Below are 17,131 nucleotides of genomic sequence, written 5' to 3'. Positions count from 1 at the left end.
GAGCCTCCGGCGAGCGCCTCGTCGAGGGTCCGGCCACGATGGGCCGGTCTCGGGTCGCCGACCGGGACGCGCACCGTGGCCGCGCTCCGCGCCTGTCGGGCAGGCCGCGCAGGGGCGGCCCTGGAGCTCCTGCGGGACTCGGCGCGCGTGCTCAGCAGGCTCGACGGCACCCGCCGGGACCCCGAGGTCCTCCTGCCGCTCCACCGGCCAGGTCGCTCGGACCGGCGAGCGCCGGGAGAGGACCTGGGACCCCGGGCGCCTGACCTGAAGGAACACCGGGGTGGGACGGTGTCCGAGGGGCGACTCGCTACATGCGCAGACGGCTGCTGACCGTCGATCGGCCGCTCCCGCCCGTGCCGCTGGCGGCTCGGCGCGGGGCCACCCGGAAGACGGGCCAGCCGATCTCGGTGCGCCACGCGGCCGGGTCGGTCGTGTCGCGGGGACCGACCAGGTACGTCTCCCGCACCGGCCCCGCGACGGCGAGTGCGTTGGCCACCACCCAGGCGCCGAGCTCCCCGTAGGTGACGTCGATGTCGTCGTGCTGCCCGACATGGGTGGTGACGGCCAGCTCGACGGCCGGCAGCGTCACGGGGTGGACCCGCCCGCTGCGCGGCGGCTCCGTCGTCGGCCGGTACAGGAGCAGGTGCCCCCGGCCGGCCTCGAACAACGCGTTGTCGTACAGGCCGCCGGGGACGCCGGTCGGATCGCTGACCACCGCATCGAGCTCGGCCATGGCGCCGGAGTACCAGGCGAGCACGTCCTCGTGGTCGACGTCGTCCTCGACGGCCGCCACCGTGCTCGCCGGCACCGCGCGGAGTTCGACGTCCAGGGGAGGGGGTTCCGGCTGCAACAGGCGGCGCAGGGACGCCACGGCGGCGCGGGTCCGGTCCAGCTCCGACTCGAGGCGCTCCAGGTGCTCGGCCACGAGCGCGGCGCGGGCGCTCGGGTCGGGGAGGCGGAGGAAACGCTGGACGTCGGGCAGCGGGACGTCGAGCGCGCGCAGGCGGTGGATGACCTGAGCGGTCGGGATCTGGTCGGCGCTGTAGTACCGGTAACCGCTCGCGGGGTCCACGGTCGCGGGCTCGAGCAGCCCGGCGTCGTGGTAGCGGCGGAGCGTGCGCACGCTCAGGTGGGTCAGCCGGGAGAACTCGCCGATCGGCAGCACGGGGGCACTGTGCACCCTCTCCCCGGGGGAGAGTCCAGTGCTTGACCCTCCCGGTGCGGGAGGCCGCACGGTCGGGACATGACCACACCGACCGGCATCCGTCCCAGCGAGCTCCCTGCCACGCTCCGCGACTTCCTCCACGCCCACGCGGCCCGCGACGTCGACGCCGCCATCCGCGCCTTCACCCCCACGGCCGTGGTCGTCGACCAGGGCCAGACCTTCCGGGGGAGCGGCGAGGTCCTCGAGTTCCTCCGGAACGCCGGAGCCGAGTTCAGGTACACGACCGAACTCGTCGGCGCGCAGCGCATCGACGGGACACGGTGGGTGGCCGTCAACCGGCTGGAGGGGGACTTCCCCGGCGGCGTCGCGGAGCTGCAGTACCGCTTCGCGATGGACGGCGACCTCATCGCCGAGCTGGTCATCGCCGCCTGAACGCGAGGCCCTCCGCAGACCCGCAGCAGCCCGGCTGCGGCGTCGGACCCGGGCGGCTCGGCCGCCCACGACTGGAGAGGAGACGACCCATGTCCCTCAGCACCGCAGCGCCCCGCATTGACGCGCCGAAGCCCACGGTCGTGCTCGTCCACGGCGCCTTCGCCGACTCCTCCAGCTGGAACGGCGTGATCGCGCAGCTCCGAGCAGACGGCTACCCGGTGATCGGGGTGGCCAACCCGCTCCGCGCCCTGCCCAGCGACGCCGAGTACCTCTGCAGCGTGCTCGACAGCGTGGACGGGCCGCTCGTGATCGCGGGCCACTCCTACGGAGGCAGCGTGATGAGCGAGGCCGCCGACGGGAACCCGCGGGTGAAGGCGCTCGTGTACGTCGCCAGCTTCCTCCTCGACGAGGGTGAGAGCACCGGCGAGCTGGCCGGGAGGTTCCCCGGCAACGAGTTGGGGTCTGCGCTGCGTCCGGTGCCCGTCGCCGGTCCCGACGGGCAGACGGTGGACGACCTGTACATCGAGCTGGGGAAGTTCCGACAGGTCTTCGCCGCGGACGTGCCGGAGGACGTCGCCGCGCTCCTGGCTGCCACACAGCGGCCCATCGTCGCCGACGCGCTCGAGGGGAAGGCGACGAAGGCGGCCTGGAGGACCATCCCGTCCTGGACCGTGGTCACGGGTCAGGACCTCGCGGTCCCGGCCCGGTCGCAGCGCTTCATGGCCGAGCGTGCGGAGTCGCACATCGTCGAGGTCGACGCCTCCCACGCCGTGACGGTCTCTCAGCCCGACGCCGTCGCACGGGTGATCGACGAGGCCGCACGCGCGACGGCCGGCTGACCGGACGGCGACCGCCCACCGGGCCCACCCCGACGCCGCGACGTGCGGCGCAGCGGGTGCCGTCGTGTGGTCGCTGGCAGTGTGGACGGCATGGCCGCTTCCGCTCCCGTCGTCGTGGTGACCGGTGCGAACGGGTTGGTGGGCGCCGCGGTGTGCCGGGCGCTCGTGGAGCGGTCGGCGCAGGTGCGCGCCGTCGTCCGACGCGCCGGCAGCGCGCCTGCACTCGACGGAGTCACCGAGCACGTCGGCGACTTCGCCGACGAGGGCCTCGCCCGCGCGGTGACCCAGGGCGCCGACGCGGCCGTCACGACAGTCCACCCGATGCGCGCATCCCGGGAGGTGCAGCACCGGGTGGGCGTCGAGGGCACGCCGGTCCTCGCTCGGGCTGCCCGGGACGCCGGCGTCGCCCGGTTCGTGCACGTGTCCACGGCCGGGGTCTACGACCGCTCGGCCGGTGTCGGGGACGTCGCCGAGGACGGTGCCCTCCTGCCCGCGGGCAGCGGCGACTACCCCGACACCAAGAACGCCACCGACGCCGCGCTGGCGCAGGTCGGCGGGCTCACGACCGTGCTGGTCCGCCCCCCGGCGATCATGGGCGTCGGCGACACGTCGGTCTGGAACACGCTGCGACCGCAGGGGATCCGTGACGGTGAGCGCCGAGCGAACCCGGCCAAGACCTGGGCCTGGGTGCACGTCGACGACCTGGCGGCCCTGATCGCGGACGTCGCCACGGGCGCCGTCGCGACCGTCGACGACCCGGAGCGAGGCCCCGTGGCCGGTGGCACGACGCCGGTCATCGTCGCGGGCGAGGCTGCGACGTGGCGGGACTACCTCGGCACGGTGACCGACGCGCTGGGCGTCGTGCCCGAGTGGACCGACGAGCCGGTCTGGACCGGGCAGCTGCTCACCGAGCGCGCGCGGGGGTGGGGATGGGTGCCGCGGGTGAGCCTCGCGCATGCCATGGACGAGCTGCGGCTGGGCCTGCCGACGCGCGAGTGACAGCAACGCTGGGTCTGCCACCGGGAACTGAGAGGACACCGAGCCCGTGCGCCTCGACTGTGTCCGAGGGGGGACACGCCACATGCGCACACGGCTGCACGTGGCGCCGAGGTCGTGCTGCAGAATGGACCGAGCCCCGGTCTCCCGGGAGTCTGGAGCCGTTCTCGGGCCCGGACCCGACCTTTCGGGGTGCGGTGCACGTGAGGAGCTGCAACTCCGTTCCAGGCCGCGAGACCTCACGATGAGGGGAGCGACCCGTGCCGGTCATCGAGCGTCCTGACACGGCCCGCATCTCGTGGGAGTCCGACGGGCCGGAGGACGCTCCCGCCGTCCTGCTGCTCATGGGGCTCGCCTACCCGGCCGCGATGTGGTTCCGGCTGGTGCCCGCTCTGGCCGAGAGCTACCGGGTCATCCGGATCGACAACCGGGGTGCCGGCCGCACCGGTGACGTTCCTGGGGCGCCGTACACGGTCGAGACCATGGCGGCGGACTCCCTGGCCGTGTTGGACGCTGCGGATGTGGACACCGCCCACATCGTCGGCATCTCGATGGGCGGCCTGATCGCCTTGGAGATCGTGCTCACCGCTGCGGAACGGGTCCGCTCGCTGTGCCTGCTCGCCACGCACCCGGGCATCGCGCACGCCGTCATGAACCCCCAGGCGGTGGCGATGCTGACGCAGCGCGGCCAGATGACACCCCAGGAGGCGGCCGAGGCCTCCATCCCCTACAACTACGCGCCCGAGACACCTCGCGAGCGCATCGAGGAGGACTGGGCGGTGCGGTTCCCGCTCGCCGCCTCGAACGAGGGTTACCTGGCGCAGGTGGTCGGGTCGTCGCGATGGGACGGCTACGACCGCATGGAGGGCATCACCGCGCCGACGCTGGTCGTACACGGGGAGCTGGACGCGCTCGTCCCGCCGGAGAACGGCCGCATCATCGCCGGCCGGATCCCCGGCGCCGAGCTCGTGATGATCCCGAACGCGAACCACGTGCTGATGACCGACCAGCCCGAGCACGTGTCGAAGGTGCTCCTCGAATGGCTGGATCGGAACCGGTGACCAGTCCGACAGCCGTGCCCGGTTCGGATGACGGATGACCGGCGCACGGTCCGGGCCGGTCCGCAGCCTCCCATCCCGGCGCGCGCGGCCGTTCCCCGGTGTGGCGGCGCCGGAGGCCGCGCGGGTCAGCCGCTGATCCGCCTGTACACGTCGGGCGGGGCCGCGCCGCCGGTGACGATCGCCGTCGACCACTCGTCGAGCCGCCGGGTGAGCGTGGGCAGCGCGGGGCCGATCGCGTCCAGGACCGGCGCGAGTGCGGCCTCGGTCTGCTGCTCGATGCCCGTCGCGCAGCCGCCGCCCCTGCTCGGTGAGTGCCCCGTCGGCGACCAGCCCGCGCCGTACGAGGTCGCCGCCGGATCGAGGCATCGTCGGGCGTCCGTTCCGTCGGCCTCGGTCGTCGGCGCCGGGCGCGGGTCCGAGCGAACCGGGTCGGGTCCGCGCACACCACCCTGACCGCCCGGCAGCTGGACTGCCGCGCGCTAGCCTCACAGGCAACCGAGTCCGAGGACCGGAGGTCCGGGATGCGCTTCGTGTTCAGCCCTCCTGCCGAGGCGGCGGCCGATCTGGTGACCCTGCCCTGGGACGCTCCGCTGTCGCAGTGGACCGACGACCGGATCGTCGAGATCCCGCAGCACGGACGCTCCCGCCACGTCGTCCGGTTCGTGGCCGAGGCCGGACGCGTGTTCGCGCTCAAGGAGCTGCCCGAACGACCCGCCCGCCGCGAGTACGAGGTGCTGCGCCGACTGCACGAGCTCGGCATCCCGGCGGTCGAGGTCATCGGCGTCGTCGTCGACCGGCCCGGCGCCCAGGAGGCCGTGCTCGTCACCCGCTTCCTGGACTACTCATCGTCCTTCCTCGCCCTCTTCGCCAACCCGAGAGGGGTGCAGCTGATCGACCGGGTGATGAACGCCCAGGTCGAGCTGTTGGTCCGCCTCCACCTCGCCGGCATCGTCTGGGGCGACTGCTCCCTGGCCAACACCCTGTTCCGGTTCGACGCCGGGACGCTGGCCGCCTATCTCGTGGACGCCGAGACGGGGGAGGTGCACGAGCGCCTCACCCAGAGCCAGCGCGACCACGACACCGATGTCGCCTATGCGCGGGTCGTCGGCGAGCTGACGGACCTGCGGGAGAGCGGCTCCCTGGCCCAGGACCTCGACCCGGCCCTCGCGGCGGCCGACCTGGTGGCACGGTACGAACAGCTGTGGGCGGAGCTGACCAGCGAGGAGGTGATGCCCCGCGACGAGCAGCAGTTCCGCGTCGCCGAGCGCATCCGCAGGCTCCAGGACCTGGGGTTCGACGTCGGCGAGATGGAGCTCGTCGACGACCCGGCCGGCGGGAGCCGGCTGCGGCTCACCACCCGCGTCGCCGAACCCGGCACCTGCCGGCGGGCCCTGTTCACCCGGACCGGGCTGGACGTGCAGGAGAAGCAGGCCCGCCGCCTCCTCGCCGACATCGCGAGCTACCGGGCCGGGCTGGAACAGGCAGAGGACGGCCCGGTCTCCGAGACCGCGGCCGCCATCCGCTGGCTGACCGAGGTGTACCAGCCGACGATCGCCGCCATCCCGGCGCACCTGCGCAGTCGGCTGGACGCCGCCGAGATCTTCCACGAGATCCTCGAGCACCGGTGGTTCCTGTCCGAAGCGGCCGGCCGGGACGTCGGGATGCAGGCCGCGGTGCGGGACTACGTCGAGAGGGTGTTGTCGGCGGTGCCCGGCGACCTGGTGACGCCGACGCCACGGATCGCCGACCGAGGCCTCTCCCAGCCGTCGTCCTCCGCGGCCGCAGCGTGGGCGCGCACGTCGTCGGCCAGCGGATAGGACGCAGGTGGCACTCGGTGGCGGGCACGTGAGCTCCCCCCTCCCGACCGCGGACCGGGACGGCCGAGTGCGGACGCCCATCGCGATGACCCTCCACGAGGAGGCCGTCGGGCGGCGCCGGCTGTCGAGCGAGCGCAGCGACCACGCTCAGCACCGCAACGGTGCACGGGTGTCGCGGCCAGGGGCTCAGCGACCTCGGCGGCACCGATCGGCACGCGGAGCGGCGTCCCCCGCTCGCCGGCCAGGCGGACCGAGCGCGCGAGGCGTTGACGGAGGAGGTGTTGCCCGTGATCCGGCTGCACGACTCCCGGCTCCGCCAGGAGGACGAGGAGACCGTGGCCGCGCCGCCGCGGGGTCAGGCGGAGCCCGTCCCGACCGGCTCCTGGTCGGGCCGGCTCCCACCGGACGCGGACCGGGCTCGCCAGGTCGTGGACCTGAGGGTGACGGGCAGGGACTCGTGGCCACGCAGGATGACCGTGTCACGGCGGCGCCCGGAGCCCGCGGGGCCGAGGTCGGGGAAACGCTCGAACAGCGCCTGCAGCGCGACCTCGCCCTCCATCCGCGCGAGCGCGGCCCCGAGGCAGAAGTGGATGCCGCTGGAGAAGGCGACGTGGTCGCGGGCGTTGGTGCGCGTGACGTCGAAGGTGCGCGGGTCGGGGAACACCCGCGGGTCCCGGTTGGCCGCGGCGAGCAGGAGGACCAGCCACTCGCCCTCGGCGACGGGGACGCCGTGGACGGTGGTGGACCGCCGGGCCCGACGTCCGGTCCGCTGCACGGGCGGGTCGACGCGGAGGACCTCGTCGACCGTGTTCGGCCACAGTGACGGGTCTTCGGCCAGCAGGCGGCGCTGGTCGGGGTGGGCGAACAGCAGGGCGGCGCCGTTGCCGATGAGGTTGACGGTGGTCTCGAACCCGGCACCGACGACCAGTGCGGCCGTGGCCCGCAGCTCGGTCTCGGTGAGGCCGCCACCGTCGTCGTCGACCGTGGTCACCAGGCTCGACAGCAGGTCCGGGCCCGGGTCCCGGCGCAGCCGCCGCAGGTGCTCGCGCCACCAGGCGTCGAGCTCGGCGAGGGTGCGCTCGACGTCGCGGTGGGTGGCCCAGTCCAGGCCCAGGTCGAGGACCGGCGCGGCGCGGTCGCCCCAGGCGAGGAACTGCTCGCGCATCGCCACCGGGACCCCCAGCATCTCGGAGATGACCGTGACCGGCAGCAGGCTCGCGTAGCGGGCGACGAGGTCCACCTGCCCGTCGTGTGCCGCGGCCTCGCGCTCGAGGTCGTCGAGCAGCTCGTCGGCGATCTGGCGGGTGCGCTCGCGCAGCCCGGCGACGGCCCGTGCGCTGAACGCCCGGCTCACCAGCCGGCGGTAGCGGGTGTGCTCGGGCGGGTCGACGGCGACCATCGACGGCGGGTCGATGGGGCTCACCCCCGGCCGGTCGCCGGCCAGCCGCAGCACCATCCGGAACGCCGCCGGCAGCCGGTCGGTCCGGTGGGCACCGATCTGCCCGAAGTCCTCGCTGCGCAGCACGTCGGTGCACACGTCGTGGTGGACGCTGACGCGGGCCAGCGCCCCGTCGGCGAGAGGGGCCGCCGTCCGCAGCCGTTCGTAGTGCGGGTACGGGTCCGCGCGGAGTGCCGGGTCGGTCATGACCTGGGCGTCCGGGTTGCCCGCGCGGGCGCGTGCCCGGATCGCCAGCCGCAACGCGCCGTGGGTGGTGGTCCAGCGGACCGCGCTGCGCACCAGTTCGTCCATCGCCCTCGCCCGTCCCCTCCGCAGCCGGGTCCTGCCCGCGGCCGGCGCGAACTCATCCTCGGGGACGCCGCCTCTGGGTTCCAGGGTCGAGGCCCCCGATCACGGTCACCGCGGTGTCCGGTCCCCACGCGCCTCGGGCACACCAGCGGCACCAGCACGCCCACCGTCTACCGGCTCGTGCACCCCGGCATGGGCCACGAGGGGGCCGACCGCTCCGCTGGAGCCGGGTTGAGGCGCCAGAGCCGGTATGTCCACGGGAGGTCGTAGCCGATGACGTAGGCGGTGTAGGCACCCAGGGTGAGCGAGGACCTCCGGTCCTCGATGATCGAGATCTGCAGCAGTCCCAGGGGGCAGAGGAAGGCCAGCAGGCCGAGGAAGCCGTTCCTGGCACTGCGGCGACCGAAGAACGTGGCGTTCCACACGCTGCGCCACCTGGCGAACGGCGACGTCCAGGCATTCGGCGCCGGGAAGCGGGTCGAGCAGCACAATGCGTCCATCCGTCGGCTCAACGAGCTCAGAGCACGTCTGCCCGAGCTGCTCGTGCTCCCCGCTCACGACCACACCGCCTACCAGTCAGAGCATCTCGGGCCGGGGCTGGCCAAGGGCCACCTCACCGCTGAGGAACGGGCACGCATCCGCCGGTACGAGCAGAGCGTGTTCACCGCGGACGGGCGTCTCCGCGCGGACCGGATGCCGCGCTACATCGCCTGCGGAAGTCCTGATCACGTGGGAGGCGTGAGCGGATAGCCGACCTGGGCGGCCACTCGATCCGCCCCGGAGGATCCGCAGCGGAGGTCGCGGCCGCGGCGTCCCGGGCCGGGTCGTCGACGGCAGGCCGTGGCACACGGTCGGATCGGGAACCGCGGCGTCGACGGGACATGCAGCGGGGCGGCGCGGACGCCACCTGTGGCGCGGTCCGGGTCGCCGGTGGAGCGCTGGTCTACGCCGGCCGGCCCGAGCGCCGGGGCAGGGCGCTGCCCGTGGTCAGCCCACCGCCCGGCGCAGGCCGGCGAGGGCTTCGGTGAGCAGGGCGGGGCGTCCGACGTCGGCTGCATAGGCGGCGAGGAAGGAGCTCAGCCGCACGCCCAGGGCACGGGCCCGCAGCTCCCGGTCGGCGTCCACCTCCCCGTACGCGGTGAGGAAGGCCGCCCGAGCCGACCCCGAGAAGCCGGTGTAGGCGAGGGCGAGGTCGACCGCGGGATCGGCCAGGCACACGTCACCCCAGTCGATGACGCCGACCGCGCCGCCCCCGTCGTCGAGGAGGAGATGCCGCACGTGCAGGTCGCCGTGCACGAGGACGGGTGGCCGGGCCGGGGCGTCCAACCGCTCGGCCTCGGCGAGCAGTGCCTCCACGCCCGTGTCCCCGGCCCACGTGCCCTCCTCGACGAGCTGCCGCAGCTGGGCCCGGGTGTCGTCGATCCGGGCCCGCGGCCACGCACGGCCCATGGGGTCCAGCGGCAGCCCCGTCGGCACGGCCTGCCGGGTCGGGGCGGCGTGCAGCACCCGCAGGAACGCACCCACCGTCGCAGCCGCCGCCCGTCGTTGGTCATCCGGCAGCCCGGTGTCGGCCAGTTCCCGTCCTGGCAGCAGCCGGGCACCCGCGAACGGCCAGGGGTCCACCGGGTCGTCGTCCTCGGCCACGAACTCCGGCTCGGGAACGAGGAGGGGGAGCAGTGTGGCGATCCGGGGGAGGACGGCGAGTTCCCGCCTGAAGCCGGGCACCGCGAGCTGCCGGCGCGGGAAGCGGAAGACCCAGGTCCCGTCCACGAGGAAGACGGTGTTGTCCCAGCCCTCCGCCAGCGGCTCCACGGGCCGGCCGCGCAGCGCGGGGAAGGCCGCCTCGATCAGCGTGGCGGCCCGCGCGGTCGCCGAGGGACGCTCGGGCGCCCACCGCGGCCGGCTCACCACACGGCGCCGAGGACGGCGACGCTGATGACGCCCGCGACCGTGGGCAGTGCGACCCCGCGGATCCGCCAGGTAGCAGGCCGGTCAGCAGGGTCCCGGCGAGGGAAGCCGGGGTCGCGCAGCCCAGCGCACCGAACACGGCCGCAGGGACCAGCACCGCCGACCCCACGTGCGCCAGCGAGCGACTGCATCCCGGCCGGCAGCCTGGTGCCCGGCACGGGAGCGATCGGCAGGACGCGCAGCACGCAGGTGACCGCAGCCGCCGCGGCGGCGCACGCGGCCGTGCCCGTGAGTTCCTCGCACAGCCCACACACCGAGAGAGCCCCCGGATCGGTCAGCTCCCGGGCGATGGCGGCGTGGACCTCGCACGTACCGGCCAGCTTCCCGTGTTCCGCCGCGCAGGTCAGGATCAGGAGCGAGTGGTCGGCGCGCCACACCGCGGCCCTCCGGGAGAGGCGTGGGCGGCGCACGTCCCGAACCGCTGGGCCATCTCGCCCGACGGCGATCGCTCGTGGTCCATCGACGGTCTCCTGGTACCTCCGTCGACGCACCGGTCCGACTCTCCTCGGCGCTCGTCGTCCACCGCGGTGACGACCCCACGAACGCCTCGAGCCGGGCCTGGACCGAGGGGGCGGTACGGCCCGGCGTCGCCGCGGCGTGGACGGTCTGCACGGGGAGGGCTCATGTGTCACGTCGGGTCGGGTCCGGGGACGACGCCCTGCTGCGGGGTCGCGTTGAGGAGTCACGGCAAGCTCGCTGAGATGGTGGCAGTCCTGCACCGCGTCCCGCGTGGACGCGTGCTGGGCTCGGCCCACTCTGGTGCCACGGGGTCGGAGCGGACCGCGGTGCCCTGACGGTCACCAGGTCGGCAGGCTGTCGGGGTACAGCAGCGTGACGATCCCACCCCAGAGGTCGGTCGCGGGGACGGCCTCGCCGTCGGCCGCATTGACCATCACCACCACGCTCGCCTCCTCCTCCGGCAGGTGGGAGACCATGTCGCTGTAGCCGAAGATCGACCCGTTGTGGCCGACCCAGTCACCGAGCTGGAGGACGCCGAGGCCGTACTGCACCCGGATGCCGGTCGAGGTGAGCGGCGTCCACTCCTGGCGCAGCCGGGCGGTCTCCGGGGCGAGGCCCGCGCCGGTCGCCAGCTGCTCGGCGTAGCGGGTCATGTCCGGCACGGTGGAGATGACCGCACCGGCGGTGAACGGGACCACGGGGTTGCTGAGCGTGACGTCCCGCGGCTCCTCCGCGGCGGGGTCGGCCGGTGCCAGCTGACTGTCGGTGTTCATGTAGCCGTGGGTGAACGGCTCCGGCAGGGCCGCGGTCGTGGGATACGACGTCTCCGGGAGGCCGAGGTCCTCGATCACCGAGGTGGTGTACTGCTGTGCCGAGCGGCCGGTGACCTGCTCGACGACCAGCCCGAGCAGTACGTACTCGGAGTTGGAGTACACGGTCGCCCGGTCGGGTGGGGTGGCCTCGTCGGCGTGCGCGCGGATGATCTCGAGGACGTCGTAGGGGGACCACCCCTGCAGGAGCGGATCGGCGACGTACCGCGCCATGAACTCCTCGTCTGTGACGAAGTCGTACACGCCGCCGCGCATGCCCAGGAGGTCGTGGATGGTGATCTCGTCCCCGTGGGGGATGTCGGGGACGTACTCCTCCAGGGGGTCGTCGAGGGACAGCTTCCCCTGGTCGGCGAGGCGGAGCACCGCCTGCGCGGTGAAGGTCTTGGTCACGCTGGCGATGCGGTAGTGCACGTCGGTGGTCATCGGCGTGCCCGCGGCGTCCGCGGTCCCGTAGGCCTGGAGGTAACTCCCCCGGACCGGGTCGGAGATGCCGACCACCGCACCGGTGATGCCGTTGGTCAGCGCGGCCCGGGCCAGTTCGTCGACCTGTGCGGCGAGGTCCGGGTCGAGGGTCGGGGCCGGGGGAGGAGCGGACCCGGCCGGGAGAACGGGGTTGGCCGTGAAGCCGGTCGTCCCGGCCCCGGCGAGCAGGGCGAGTGCGAGGGCGGCGGGGCGCATCCATCGGCGCATGAGGAGCAGCTCCTCCCGTGGAGGTGACGATGTGGTGTCCCCGTGGCCGGGCCCACCATGGCCGCGACAGCGCTCCCTGTACAGCGTCCTACCCGCTGCACGAGGTCGGGAGTGGCCGTGGTGAGACCTCCCCGTCGACGGGTCGCACGACCTGCCGGCGGGCACGCCGGGAGGCGCGGCGCGCTCGGCGGCCGAGAGGGGACACTCCCGGGCAGGAACGCGTGCCAGCGGGGTGCCTCGTGCGGGACCGTGCCCGGGCCCCGCTCCGGTGCGCCGGATCTCGGTCCGAGGAGGATCCGTGGTCACGACCGCGAGAGCCATCACGGCCGCCACTCGGAGCCGGCCAGCATCCGGTTCGCCGAGCTGAGTGGCCTCGTGTCGGTGCAGCTCGGCGACGAGGGGCAGGGGGAGGGCCGGCGTCCGCTGGCTCCGGCGGGTCGTGGGTGTAGTGACCCCGTCGGCTGAACACCTCCAGACTCGGCCCATGTGGGGTCGTGTGACTGCGTCGGTGGCGGCGGTGTTCGTGGTGGCGGCGGCGATGACTCCCGCCCCGGACATGGCCGCCGTGCGGGCCGTGCCGGTGGACGTGCACTGGATCGTGGAGTGCGACCAGTCCGGCACGGCGCACATCGACCCGATCCTGAACCCGGGCGGGTCGTGGCCTCATCTGCACACGTTCGGGGGCAACCCCGCGGTGCACGCGTCGTCGACGGCCGGCCAGTTGTTCGCGGGAGGCTCGGGGTGCAAGGACTCGGCGGACCGGTCGGCGTACTGGCAGCCGACGTTGGTGGACGAGGCCGGTCAGCCGGTGGTGCCGGAGTCGTTCCGCGCCTACTACCGGGCGGGTGAGGTGGACCCGCGGCTGATCGAGCCGGCGCCGTTCGGTTTGCGTCTGGTGGCAGGGGATCCGATGGCGACGTCGCGGCAACCGCTGGACATCGACTACCTGTGCTTGGGGACGTCGTATGCGCTGGTGAACTCCGTCCACGACACCGCGGTGGACTGTGGGCCGGGAGAGTTCCTGCGGTCCGACGTCGAGTTCCCGCAGTGCTGGGACGGGGTGAACCTGTGGCTGGAGGGGGTGGCGCACATGGCGTACCCGCGGGGCGGTGAGTGCCCGGCGTCGCATCCGGTGGCGATTCCGCAGCTGTCGCTGGAGTCCTCGTACGCGGAGGGCACGACGTACGAGGGGATGCGGTTCGAGGGCGGGCTGTCGCCGTACGGGCTCCACGCGGACGCGATCCTGGCGTGGGACCCGGGAGAGATGCAGACGTTGGTGGAGGGGTGTCTGAACGCGGGCCGGGTGTGCGGCGACGTGACCGATGACGTGCGGCCGTTCTCGGGTGCGGATCATCGGGGGACGTTGCCGCTGCCGACGGTGCCCGACGTACCGGCGGCCGGGTCGGCATCGACCGGGCACGGGTAGCACGCGACCACACCGAGTGGGTGGGGGCCGACGGGTGCGGCTGGGACCGCAGCCCGACGTGCCGCCGCCGAGCAGTCGACGGTGGAGACCGGGACGCCGTGGTCTGCGAAGGCCGACCGGCTGGGGTGGGACTGAGCCATCGCAGGTACGGCGGAGTTGCCACGGCGGCGGCGCCAGGACGTGCCCGGTGATCGTTCAAGCACATGGCCCCGGGTGTACGTCTCCACGGAGGAGGAGACGCAGCTGCGCGCCCTGGCGGCGGCGCATGGGACATCACGATCCCCTCGGACGCCGGCCGCGCCCCGGTGGGTGAGGCCCTCGCGCACCGGCTGGGCCCGGCCGACGCCGTCCCGGCGCGCAGGGTGCGGTGGTCGCCGGGGCCTGCCGGTCCGAGGGGCCGGTTGCGGTGCTGCCTATCCGTTGCTGTAGACCCGGTTCGGATCGATCAGCACGGCGGTGCGCCGTTGCTCGGCCATGACCCGGTCGTACTCCTCCCAGTTGTCGTGCCGGCCGCCGGCCGCGGTGAACACCGCGCGCAGCAGGAGGCGGAGCTGGTCGGCGTCGGCCAGCCACGGCTGCGGGTCGTCGGGCCCGGCCAGCTGTGCGCGTCCTTCCACGGTCGCCCACTGCCAGCCGCGCCGGACGGTCACGGTCGCCTGCGGGCGGGCGCGGAGGTTGGCCAGCTTGACCCGGCCGTAGGTGACGAAGGCCAGCGCCGGCTGTCCGGTCGCCGGATGGGCGAGGATCCCGGCGTTGACCACCGAGGCCTGGATGGTCGAGTCGGCCCGCAGGGTGGAGACGACCGCGAGGTGGTGTTCGTCGGCGGCGAGGGCCGCGACGTCGTCGAGGCTGGTCACACCTGGACCTTGGCACGCCGAGCTGGTGGCGACGATGGAGCGGCTGGCCGCCGAGGGCAGCGACCCATCGCGGAGCGTCGAGCGACTGCCGGTCCGCACCGAGCCATCGAGACCGGGGTCACCGCCAGGCGTGCACCGTCACCGGGCCTCTCGCCCGGCTCGGTGAGGATCGCCCCCGAAACTCATGGCTCGATGCCGCGGTCGTCGACGGATGGCGTTGCGCTGCGGGAACGCTCGCGCATCGCAACCGCGTCGGCGTGCCGGCGGAGCGCGTCGAAGGTGCAGGCGAGGTCGTCGCACACCCCGGCCGAGGTGCGGGACGGCGGCGTAGGGCGCCCTCGGCCCTCCCAACCCGTCGCCGGCGATGGCGGCTGGCCGCGGCGGGCGCCCCGTCAGTGGCCGGCAGCGGACGCGGGGTGGGGGGAGAAGGTCTCTGTACCGGCATCGGGCTCGCTCGGCAGACTCGTGGTCCCCGACACAGCGGCCCCGGCCCATCCCGTACTCGGTGCACGGCTGCCGCGTCGCGTCGCTTCCCGGCAAGGAGCACCCGTGACCCAGATCCTCGCCCGCAGTGCCCACGATGACACCGTTCGTCGCACGGTCGACGTCGTCGTCATCGGTGCCGGTTTCGCCGGCATGTACATGCTCCACCGGCTGCGCCAGCAGGGCAGCACGGTACAGGCCTTCGAGATGGCGGACGACGTCGGAGGCACGTGGTACTGGAACCGCTACCCCGGGGCCCGCTGCGACTTCTCGAGCCTGGACTACTCGTACTCGTTCGACCCGGACCTCGAGCAAGAGTGGAAGTGGACGGAGAAGTACCCGACGCAGCCGGAGATCCTCCGCTACGCCCAGCACGTCGCCGATCGCTTCGACCTGCGCCGCGACATCCGGTTCCACACGCGGGTGACCGCCACGATCTGGGACGAGGGCGAGGCGCGGTGGACGGTGCACACCGACCGCGGTGACGAGGTCTCCGCGCGCTTCGTCGTCCACGCCTCGGGACCGCTGTCGGTCTGGAAGAAGCCCGAGGTATCCGGGCTGGAGACCTTCCGTGGTGCCTGGTACCACACCGCCCGCTGGCCGCACGAGGATGTCGACTTCTCCGGCCAGCGCGTCGGGGTGATCGGGACCGGCTCCTCGGCCATCCAGGTGATCCCGTTCATCGCCCGGCAAGCGGCCGACCTGACCGTCTTCCAGCGGACGCCGAACTTCGCCATCCCGGCGCACAACCACCCGCTCGCGCCCGGCTATCAGGAAGGTGTCAAGGCGAGGTACCGCGAGTTGCGTGCCCAGGCGCGGGCCTCGATGTTCGGCATCGCGGCTCCCATGCCGGAGCGTTCCGCGCTCGAGGTGGACCCCGAGGAACGACGGCGCGTGTACGACCGCGCGTGGAACGACCCCGACAACAGTCTCGGCGACCTCTACCTGTCCTTCGCGGACATCCTGGTGGACAAGGACGCCAACGAGACCGCCGCCGAGTACGTCCGGGAGCGGATCAGGCAGATCGTCACGGATCCCGAGACAGCCGAGGTCCTCTGCCCGAAGGACTACCCGATCTGCACCAAGCGTCTCTGCCTCGCGACGGACTACTACGAGACCTACAACCGCGACAACGTCCACCTCGTCGACCTACGACGCACCCCGCTGCTGGAGATCACTCCGACCGGTGTCCGCACCACCGAGCGGGAACACCCGGTCGACAGTCTGGTCCTCGCCACCGGGTTCGACGCGATGACCGGTGCCCTGACCGCGATCGACATCCGCGGGTGCGGTGGACGGCAACTGCGGGACAAGTGGGCGGCGGGTCCGCGCAGCTACCTCGGGCTCGCCGTCGAAGGCTTCCCGAACATGTTCATCGTGGGCGGGCCGCAGACGCCTACGGTGCTGTCGAACGTCATCGTCTCGATCGAGCAGCACGTCGAGTGGATCGCCGACGCCATCGGTCACGTCGTCGAGCGGGGCCTCCGCACCATCGAGGCGACTGCGGAAGCCGAGGAGACGTGGGTGGCCCACGTCCGCGAGGTGGCGGACGCAACGCTCTTCCCGACCTCCAACTCCTGGTACCTGGGGTCGAACGTCGAGGGCAAGGCGCGGGATTTCATGGTCTACCTGGGCGGGGTCGGCCCCTTCGGCGTCACGTGCGAGGGGGTCGCCGCCCGCGGTTACGAGGGCTTCGTCCTCACCGCCTGACCGGCGCCGCCGAGCCGGGCCTGTCAGGGGCTGCCGCGTTGGGCGTTGCGGTGCACGGCGTCGGCCGCGCGTTCGCGTGGCCGATCCCGGTGGCTCGGTCGGACGCCCGCTTCTCTCTCGGCGGCCGGGGCGTCGGTGCTACCCGCCAATGACCCGTCGATCGGTCAGCTGCGCGGGGGGCGATGGCGCCCGTCCGCACGGCTACGGTGCGCCGGTGCCATACCCGCCCGGCCCGCAGTTGCGGCCGCTGCCGGAGTTCGCCGGCACCGCCAGCCGGCGGCCGGACGGCGGCGCGGGGTTCGGCACGGGCCGACTGGTCCGGACCATCTCCTGATGCGCAGTTGCCGTCAGCCGCCGCGCGAGGGCGGCGGCGTCCGAGGTGCCATCGGCCGGGGGCCCGGGCTGGGGATCCGGCGTGTCCGGCGGACTGGTTGCTGTTCCCCGAGGCGCCCGGGACCGTGGCGGTGGGTTGATCAGCGAGGGCCTGCTGCAGGCCGGAGAGGTGGCGAGGTTCCCACTCCGTGGTGTCCGAGGGGCGACACGGTACATGCGCACACGCCTGCGTGACAGCTGAACGCAGTTCCACGAGCTATCGCCCTGTGCCGCCGCGACACGAGGCCAGTCCAGTCGTCCTCCGCCGCAGGAACCGGT

Annotated in this window: 15 protein-coding genes; 8 read left to right on the top strand and 7 right to left on the bottom strand. The window is 73.4% G+C overall.

What is annotated here, in order from left to right:
- Nucleotides 1-307: 307 nt before the first annotated feature.
- Entirely contained in the window at nucleotides 308-1,165 is an 858-nt protein-coding gene (locus tag ACI79G_RS04210) for a MerR family transcriptional regulator (RefSeq protein WP_456879885.1), read from the bottom strand.
- A gap of 78 nt (nucleotides 1,166-1,243) precedes the next feature.
- On the opposite strand from ACI79G_RS04210, the gene ACI79G_RS04205 reads away from it, so the two are divergent.
- From ACI79G_RS04205 to ACI79G_RS04190, 4 genes are all read left to right on the top strand, one after another.
- On the top strand, nucleotides 1,244-1,597 hold the full coding sequence (locus ACI79G_RS04205) for a nuclear transport factor 2 family protein (protein WP_456879884.1): 354 nt from the start codon (nucleotides 1,244-1,246) through the stop codon (nucleotides 1,595-1,597).
- A gap of 89 nt (nucleotides 1,598-1,686) precedes the next feature.
- Nucleotides 1,687-2,436 carry an alpha/beta fold hydrolase gene (locus tag ACI79G_RS04200; protein WP_456879883.1) on the top strand — a complete coding sequence of 250 codons (750 nt, stop codon included), beginning with the start codon at nucleotides 1,687-1,689 and terminating at the stop codon, nucleotides 2,434-2,436.
- Nucleotides 2,437-2,526: 90 nt separating this feature from the next.
- The gene (locus tag ACI79G_RS04195; protein ID WP_456879882.1) at nucleotides 2,527-3,435 is read left to right on the top strand and encodes an NAD-dependent epimerase/dehydratase family protein; all 909 of its coding nucleotides are present in this window, start codon (nucleotides 2,527-2,529) and stop codon (nucleotides 3,433-3,435) included.
- Nucleotides 3,436-3,692: 257 nt separating this feature from the next.
- Nucleotides 3,693-4,493 (top strand): alpha/beta fold hydrolase, encoded by an 801-nt coding sequence (locus ACI79G_RS04190; RefSeq protein WP_456879881.1) that lies wholly within the window; start codon nucleotides 3,693-3,695, stop codon nucleotides 4,491-4,493.
- 125 nt (nucleotides 4,494-4,618) lie between these two features.
- Here the strand turns inward: ACI79G_RS04190 and ACI79G_RS04185 are convergent, their stop codons facing one another.
- Nucleotides 4,619-4,936 carry a hypothetical protein gene (locus ACI79G_RS04185; protein WP_456879880.1) on the bottom strand — a complete coding sequence of 106 codons (318 nt, stop codon included), beginning with the start codon at nucleotides 4,934-4,936 and terminating at the stop codon, nucleotides 4,619-4,621.
- A gap of 78 nt (nucleotides 4,937-5,014) precedes the next feature.
- On the opposite strand from ACI79G_RS04185, the gene ACI79G_RS04180 reads away from it, so the two are divergent.
- The gene (locus tag ACI79G_RS04180; protein ID WP_456879879.1) at nucleotides 5,015-6,310 is read left to right on the top strand and encodes a DUF4032 domain-containing protein; all 1,296 of its coding nucleotides are present in this window, start codon (nucleotides 5,015-5,017) and stop codon (nucleotides 6,308-6,310) included.
- A 355-nt stretch (nucleotides 6,311-6,665) separates the two neighbouring features.
- On the opposite strand, the gene ACI79G_RS04175 is transcribed toward ACI79G_RS04180, so the two are convergent.
- On the bottom strand, nucleotides 6,666-8,060 hold the full coding sequence (locus ACI79G_RS04175) for a cytochrome P450 (protein WP_456879878.1): 1,395 nt from the start codon (nucleotides 8,058-8,060) through the stop codon (nucleotides 6,666-6,668).
- A gap of 167 nt (nucleotides 8,061-8,227) precedes the next feature.
- The gene (locus ACI79G_RS04170) at nucleotides 8,228-8,482 is read right to left on the bottom strand and encodes a hypothetical protein (protein ID WP_456879877.1); all 255 of its coding nucleotides are present in this window, start codon (nucleotides 8,480-8,482) and stop codon (nucleotides 8,228-8,230) included.
- Between ACI79G_RS04170 and ACI79G_RS04165 the strand changes: the two genes are divergently transcribed.
- A complete protein-coding gene (locus ACI79G_RS04165) occupies nucleotides 8,469-8,807 on the top strand; it encodes a hypothetical protein (RefSeq protein ID WP_456879876.1) in 339 nt (112 codons plus the stop codon). The two genes, ACI79G_RS04170 and ACI79G_RS04165, sit on opposite strands and share 14 nt — an antisense overlap.
- Nucleotides 8,808-9,044: 237 nt before the next feature.
- On the opposite strand, the gene ACI79G_RS04160 is transcribed toward ACI79G_RS04165, so the two are convergent.
- Nucleotides 9,045-9,965 carry a phosphotransferase gene (locus tag ACI79G_RS04160; RefSeq protein WP_456879875.1) on the bottom strand — a complete coding sequence of 307 codons (921 nt, stop codon included), beginning with the start codon at nucleotides 9,963-9,965 and terminating at the stop codon, nucleotides 9,045-9,047.
- Between the two features lie 857 nt (nucleotides 9,966-10,822).
- Nucleotides 10,823-12,004 carry a serine hydrolase domain-containing protein gene (locus tag ACI79G_RS04155; protein ID WP_456879874.1) on the bottom strand — a complete coding sequence of 394 codons (1,182 nt, stop codon included), beginning with the start codon at nucleotides 12,002-12,004 and terminating at the stop codon, nucleotides 10,823-10,825.
- Nucleotides 12,005-12,512: 508 nt separating this feature from the next.
- Between ACI79G_RS04155 and ACI79G_RS04150 the strand changes: the two genes are divergently transcribed.
- Nucleotides 12,513-13,430 carry a DUF1996 domain-containing protein gene (locus tag ACI79G_RS04150; RefSeq protein ID WP_456879873.1) on the top strand — a complete coding sequence of 306 codons (918 nt, stop codon included), beginning with the start codon at nucleotides 12,513-12,515 and terminating at the stop codon, nucleotides 13,428-13,430.
- Between the two features lie 413 nt (nucleotides 13,431-13,843).
- On the opposite strand, the gene ACI79G_RS04145 is transcribed toward ACI79G_RS04150, so the two are convergent.
- A complete protein-coding gene (locus ACI79G_RS04145; protein ID WP_456879872.1) occupies nucleotides 13,844-14,287 on the bottom strand; it encodes a TIGR03618 family F420-dependent PPOX class oxidoreductase in 444 nt (147 codons plus the stop codon).
- 549 nt (nucleotides 14,288-14,836) lie between these two features.
- Between ACI79G_RS04145 and ACI79G_RS04140 the strand changes: the two genes are divergently transcribed.
- Complete coding sequence (locus ACI79G_RS04140; protein ID WP_456879871.1) at nucleotides 14,837-16,480, top strand: flavin-containing monooxygenase; 1,644 nt, start codon at nucleotides 14,837-14,839, stop codon at nucleotides 16,478-16,480.
- The last annotated feature ends 651 nt before the right edge of the window (nucleotides 16,481-17,131 follow it).

It is taken from the genome of Geodermatophilus sp. SYSU D00779 (assembly GCF_054050595.1).
Note: the sequence above shows the minus strand (reverse complement) of the source record. Positions and strands in the feature narration are given on the sequence as shown.

Bases quoted from the DNA above. Each gene is read 5' to 3' on its own strand.
- ACI79G_RS04205 (WP_456879884.1), top strand. From the start codon at position 1,244: ATGACCACACCGACCGGCATCCGTCCCAGCGAGCTCCCTGCCACGCTC.
- ACI79G_RS04200 (WP_456879883.1), top strand. From the start codon at position 1,687: ATGTCCCTCAGCACCGCAGCGCCCCGCATTGACGCGCCGAAGCCCACG.
- ACI79G_RS04195 (WP_456879882.1), top strand. From the start codon at position 2,527: ATGGCCGCTTCCGCTCCCGTCGTCGTGGTGACCGGTGCGAACGGGTTG.
- ACI79G_RS04180 (WP_456879879.1), top strand. From the start codon at position 5,015: ATGCGCTTCGTGTTCAGCCCTCCTGCCGAGGCGGCGGCCGATCTGGTG.
- ACI79G_RS04175 (WP_456879878.1), bottom strand. From the start codon at position 8,060: ATGGACGAACTGGTGCGCAGCGCGGTCCGCTGGACCACCACCCACGGC.
- ACI79G_RS04155 (WP_456879874.1), bottom strand. From the start codon at position 12,004: ATGCGCCGATGGATGCGCCCCGCCGCCCTCGCACTCGCCCTGCTCGCC.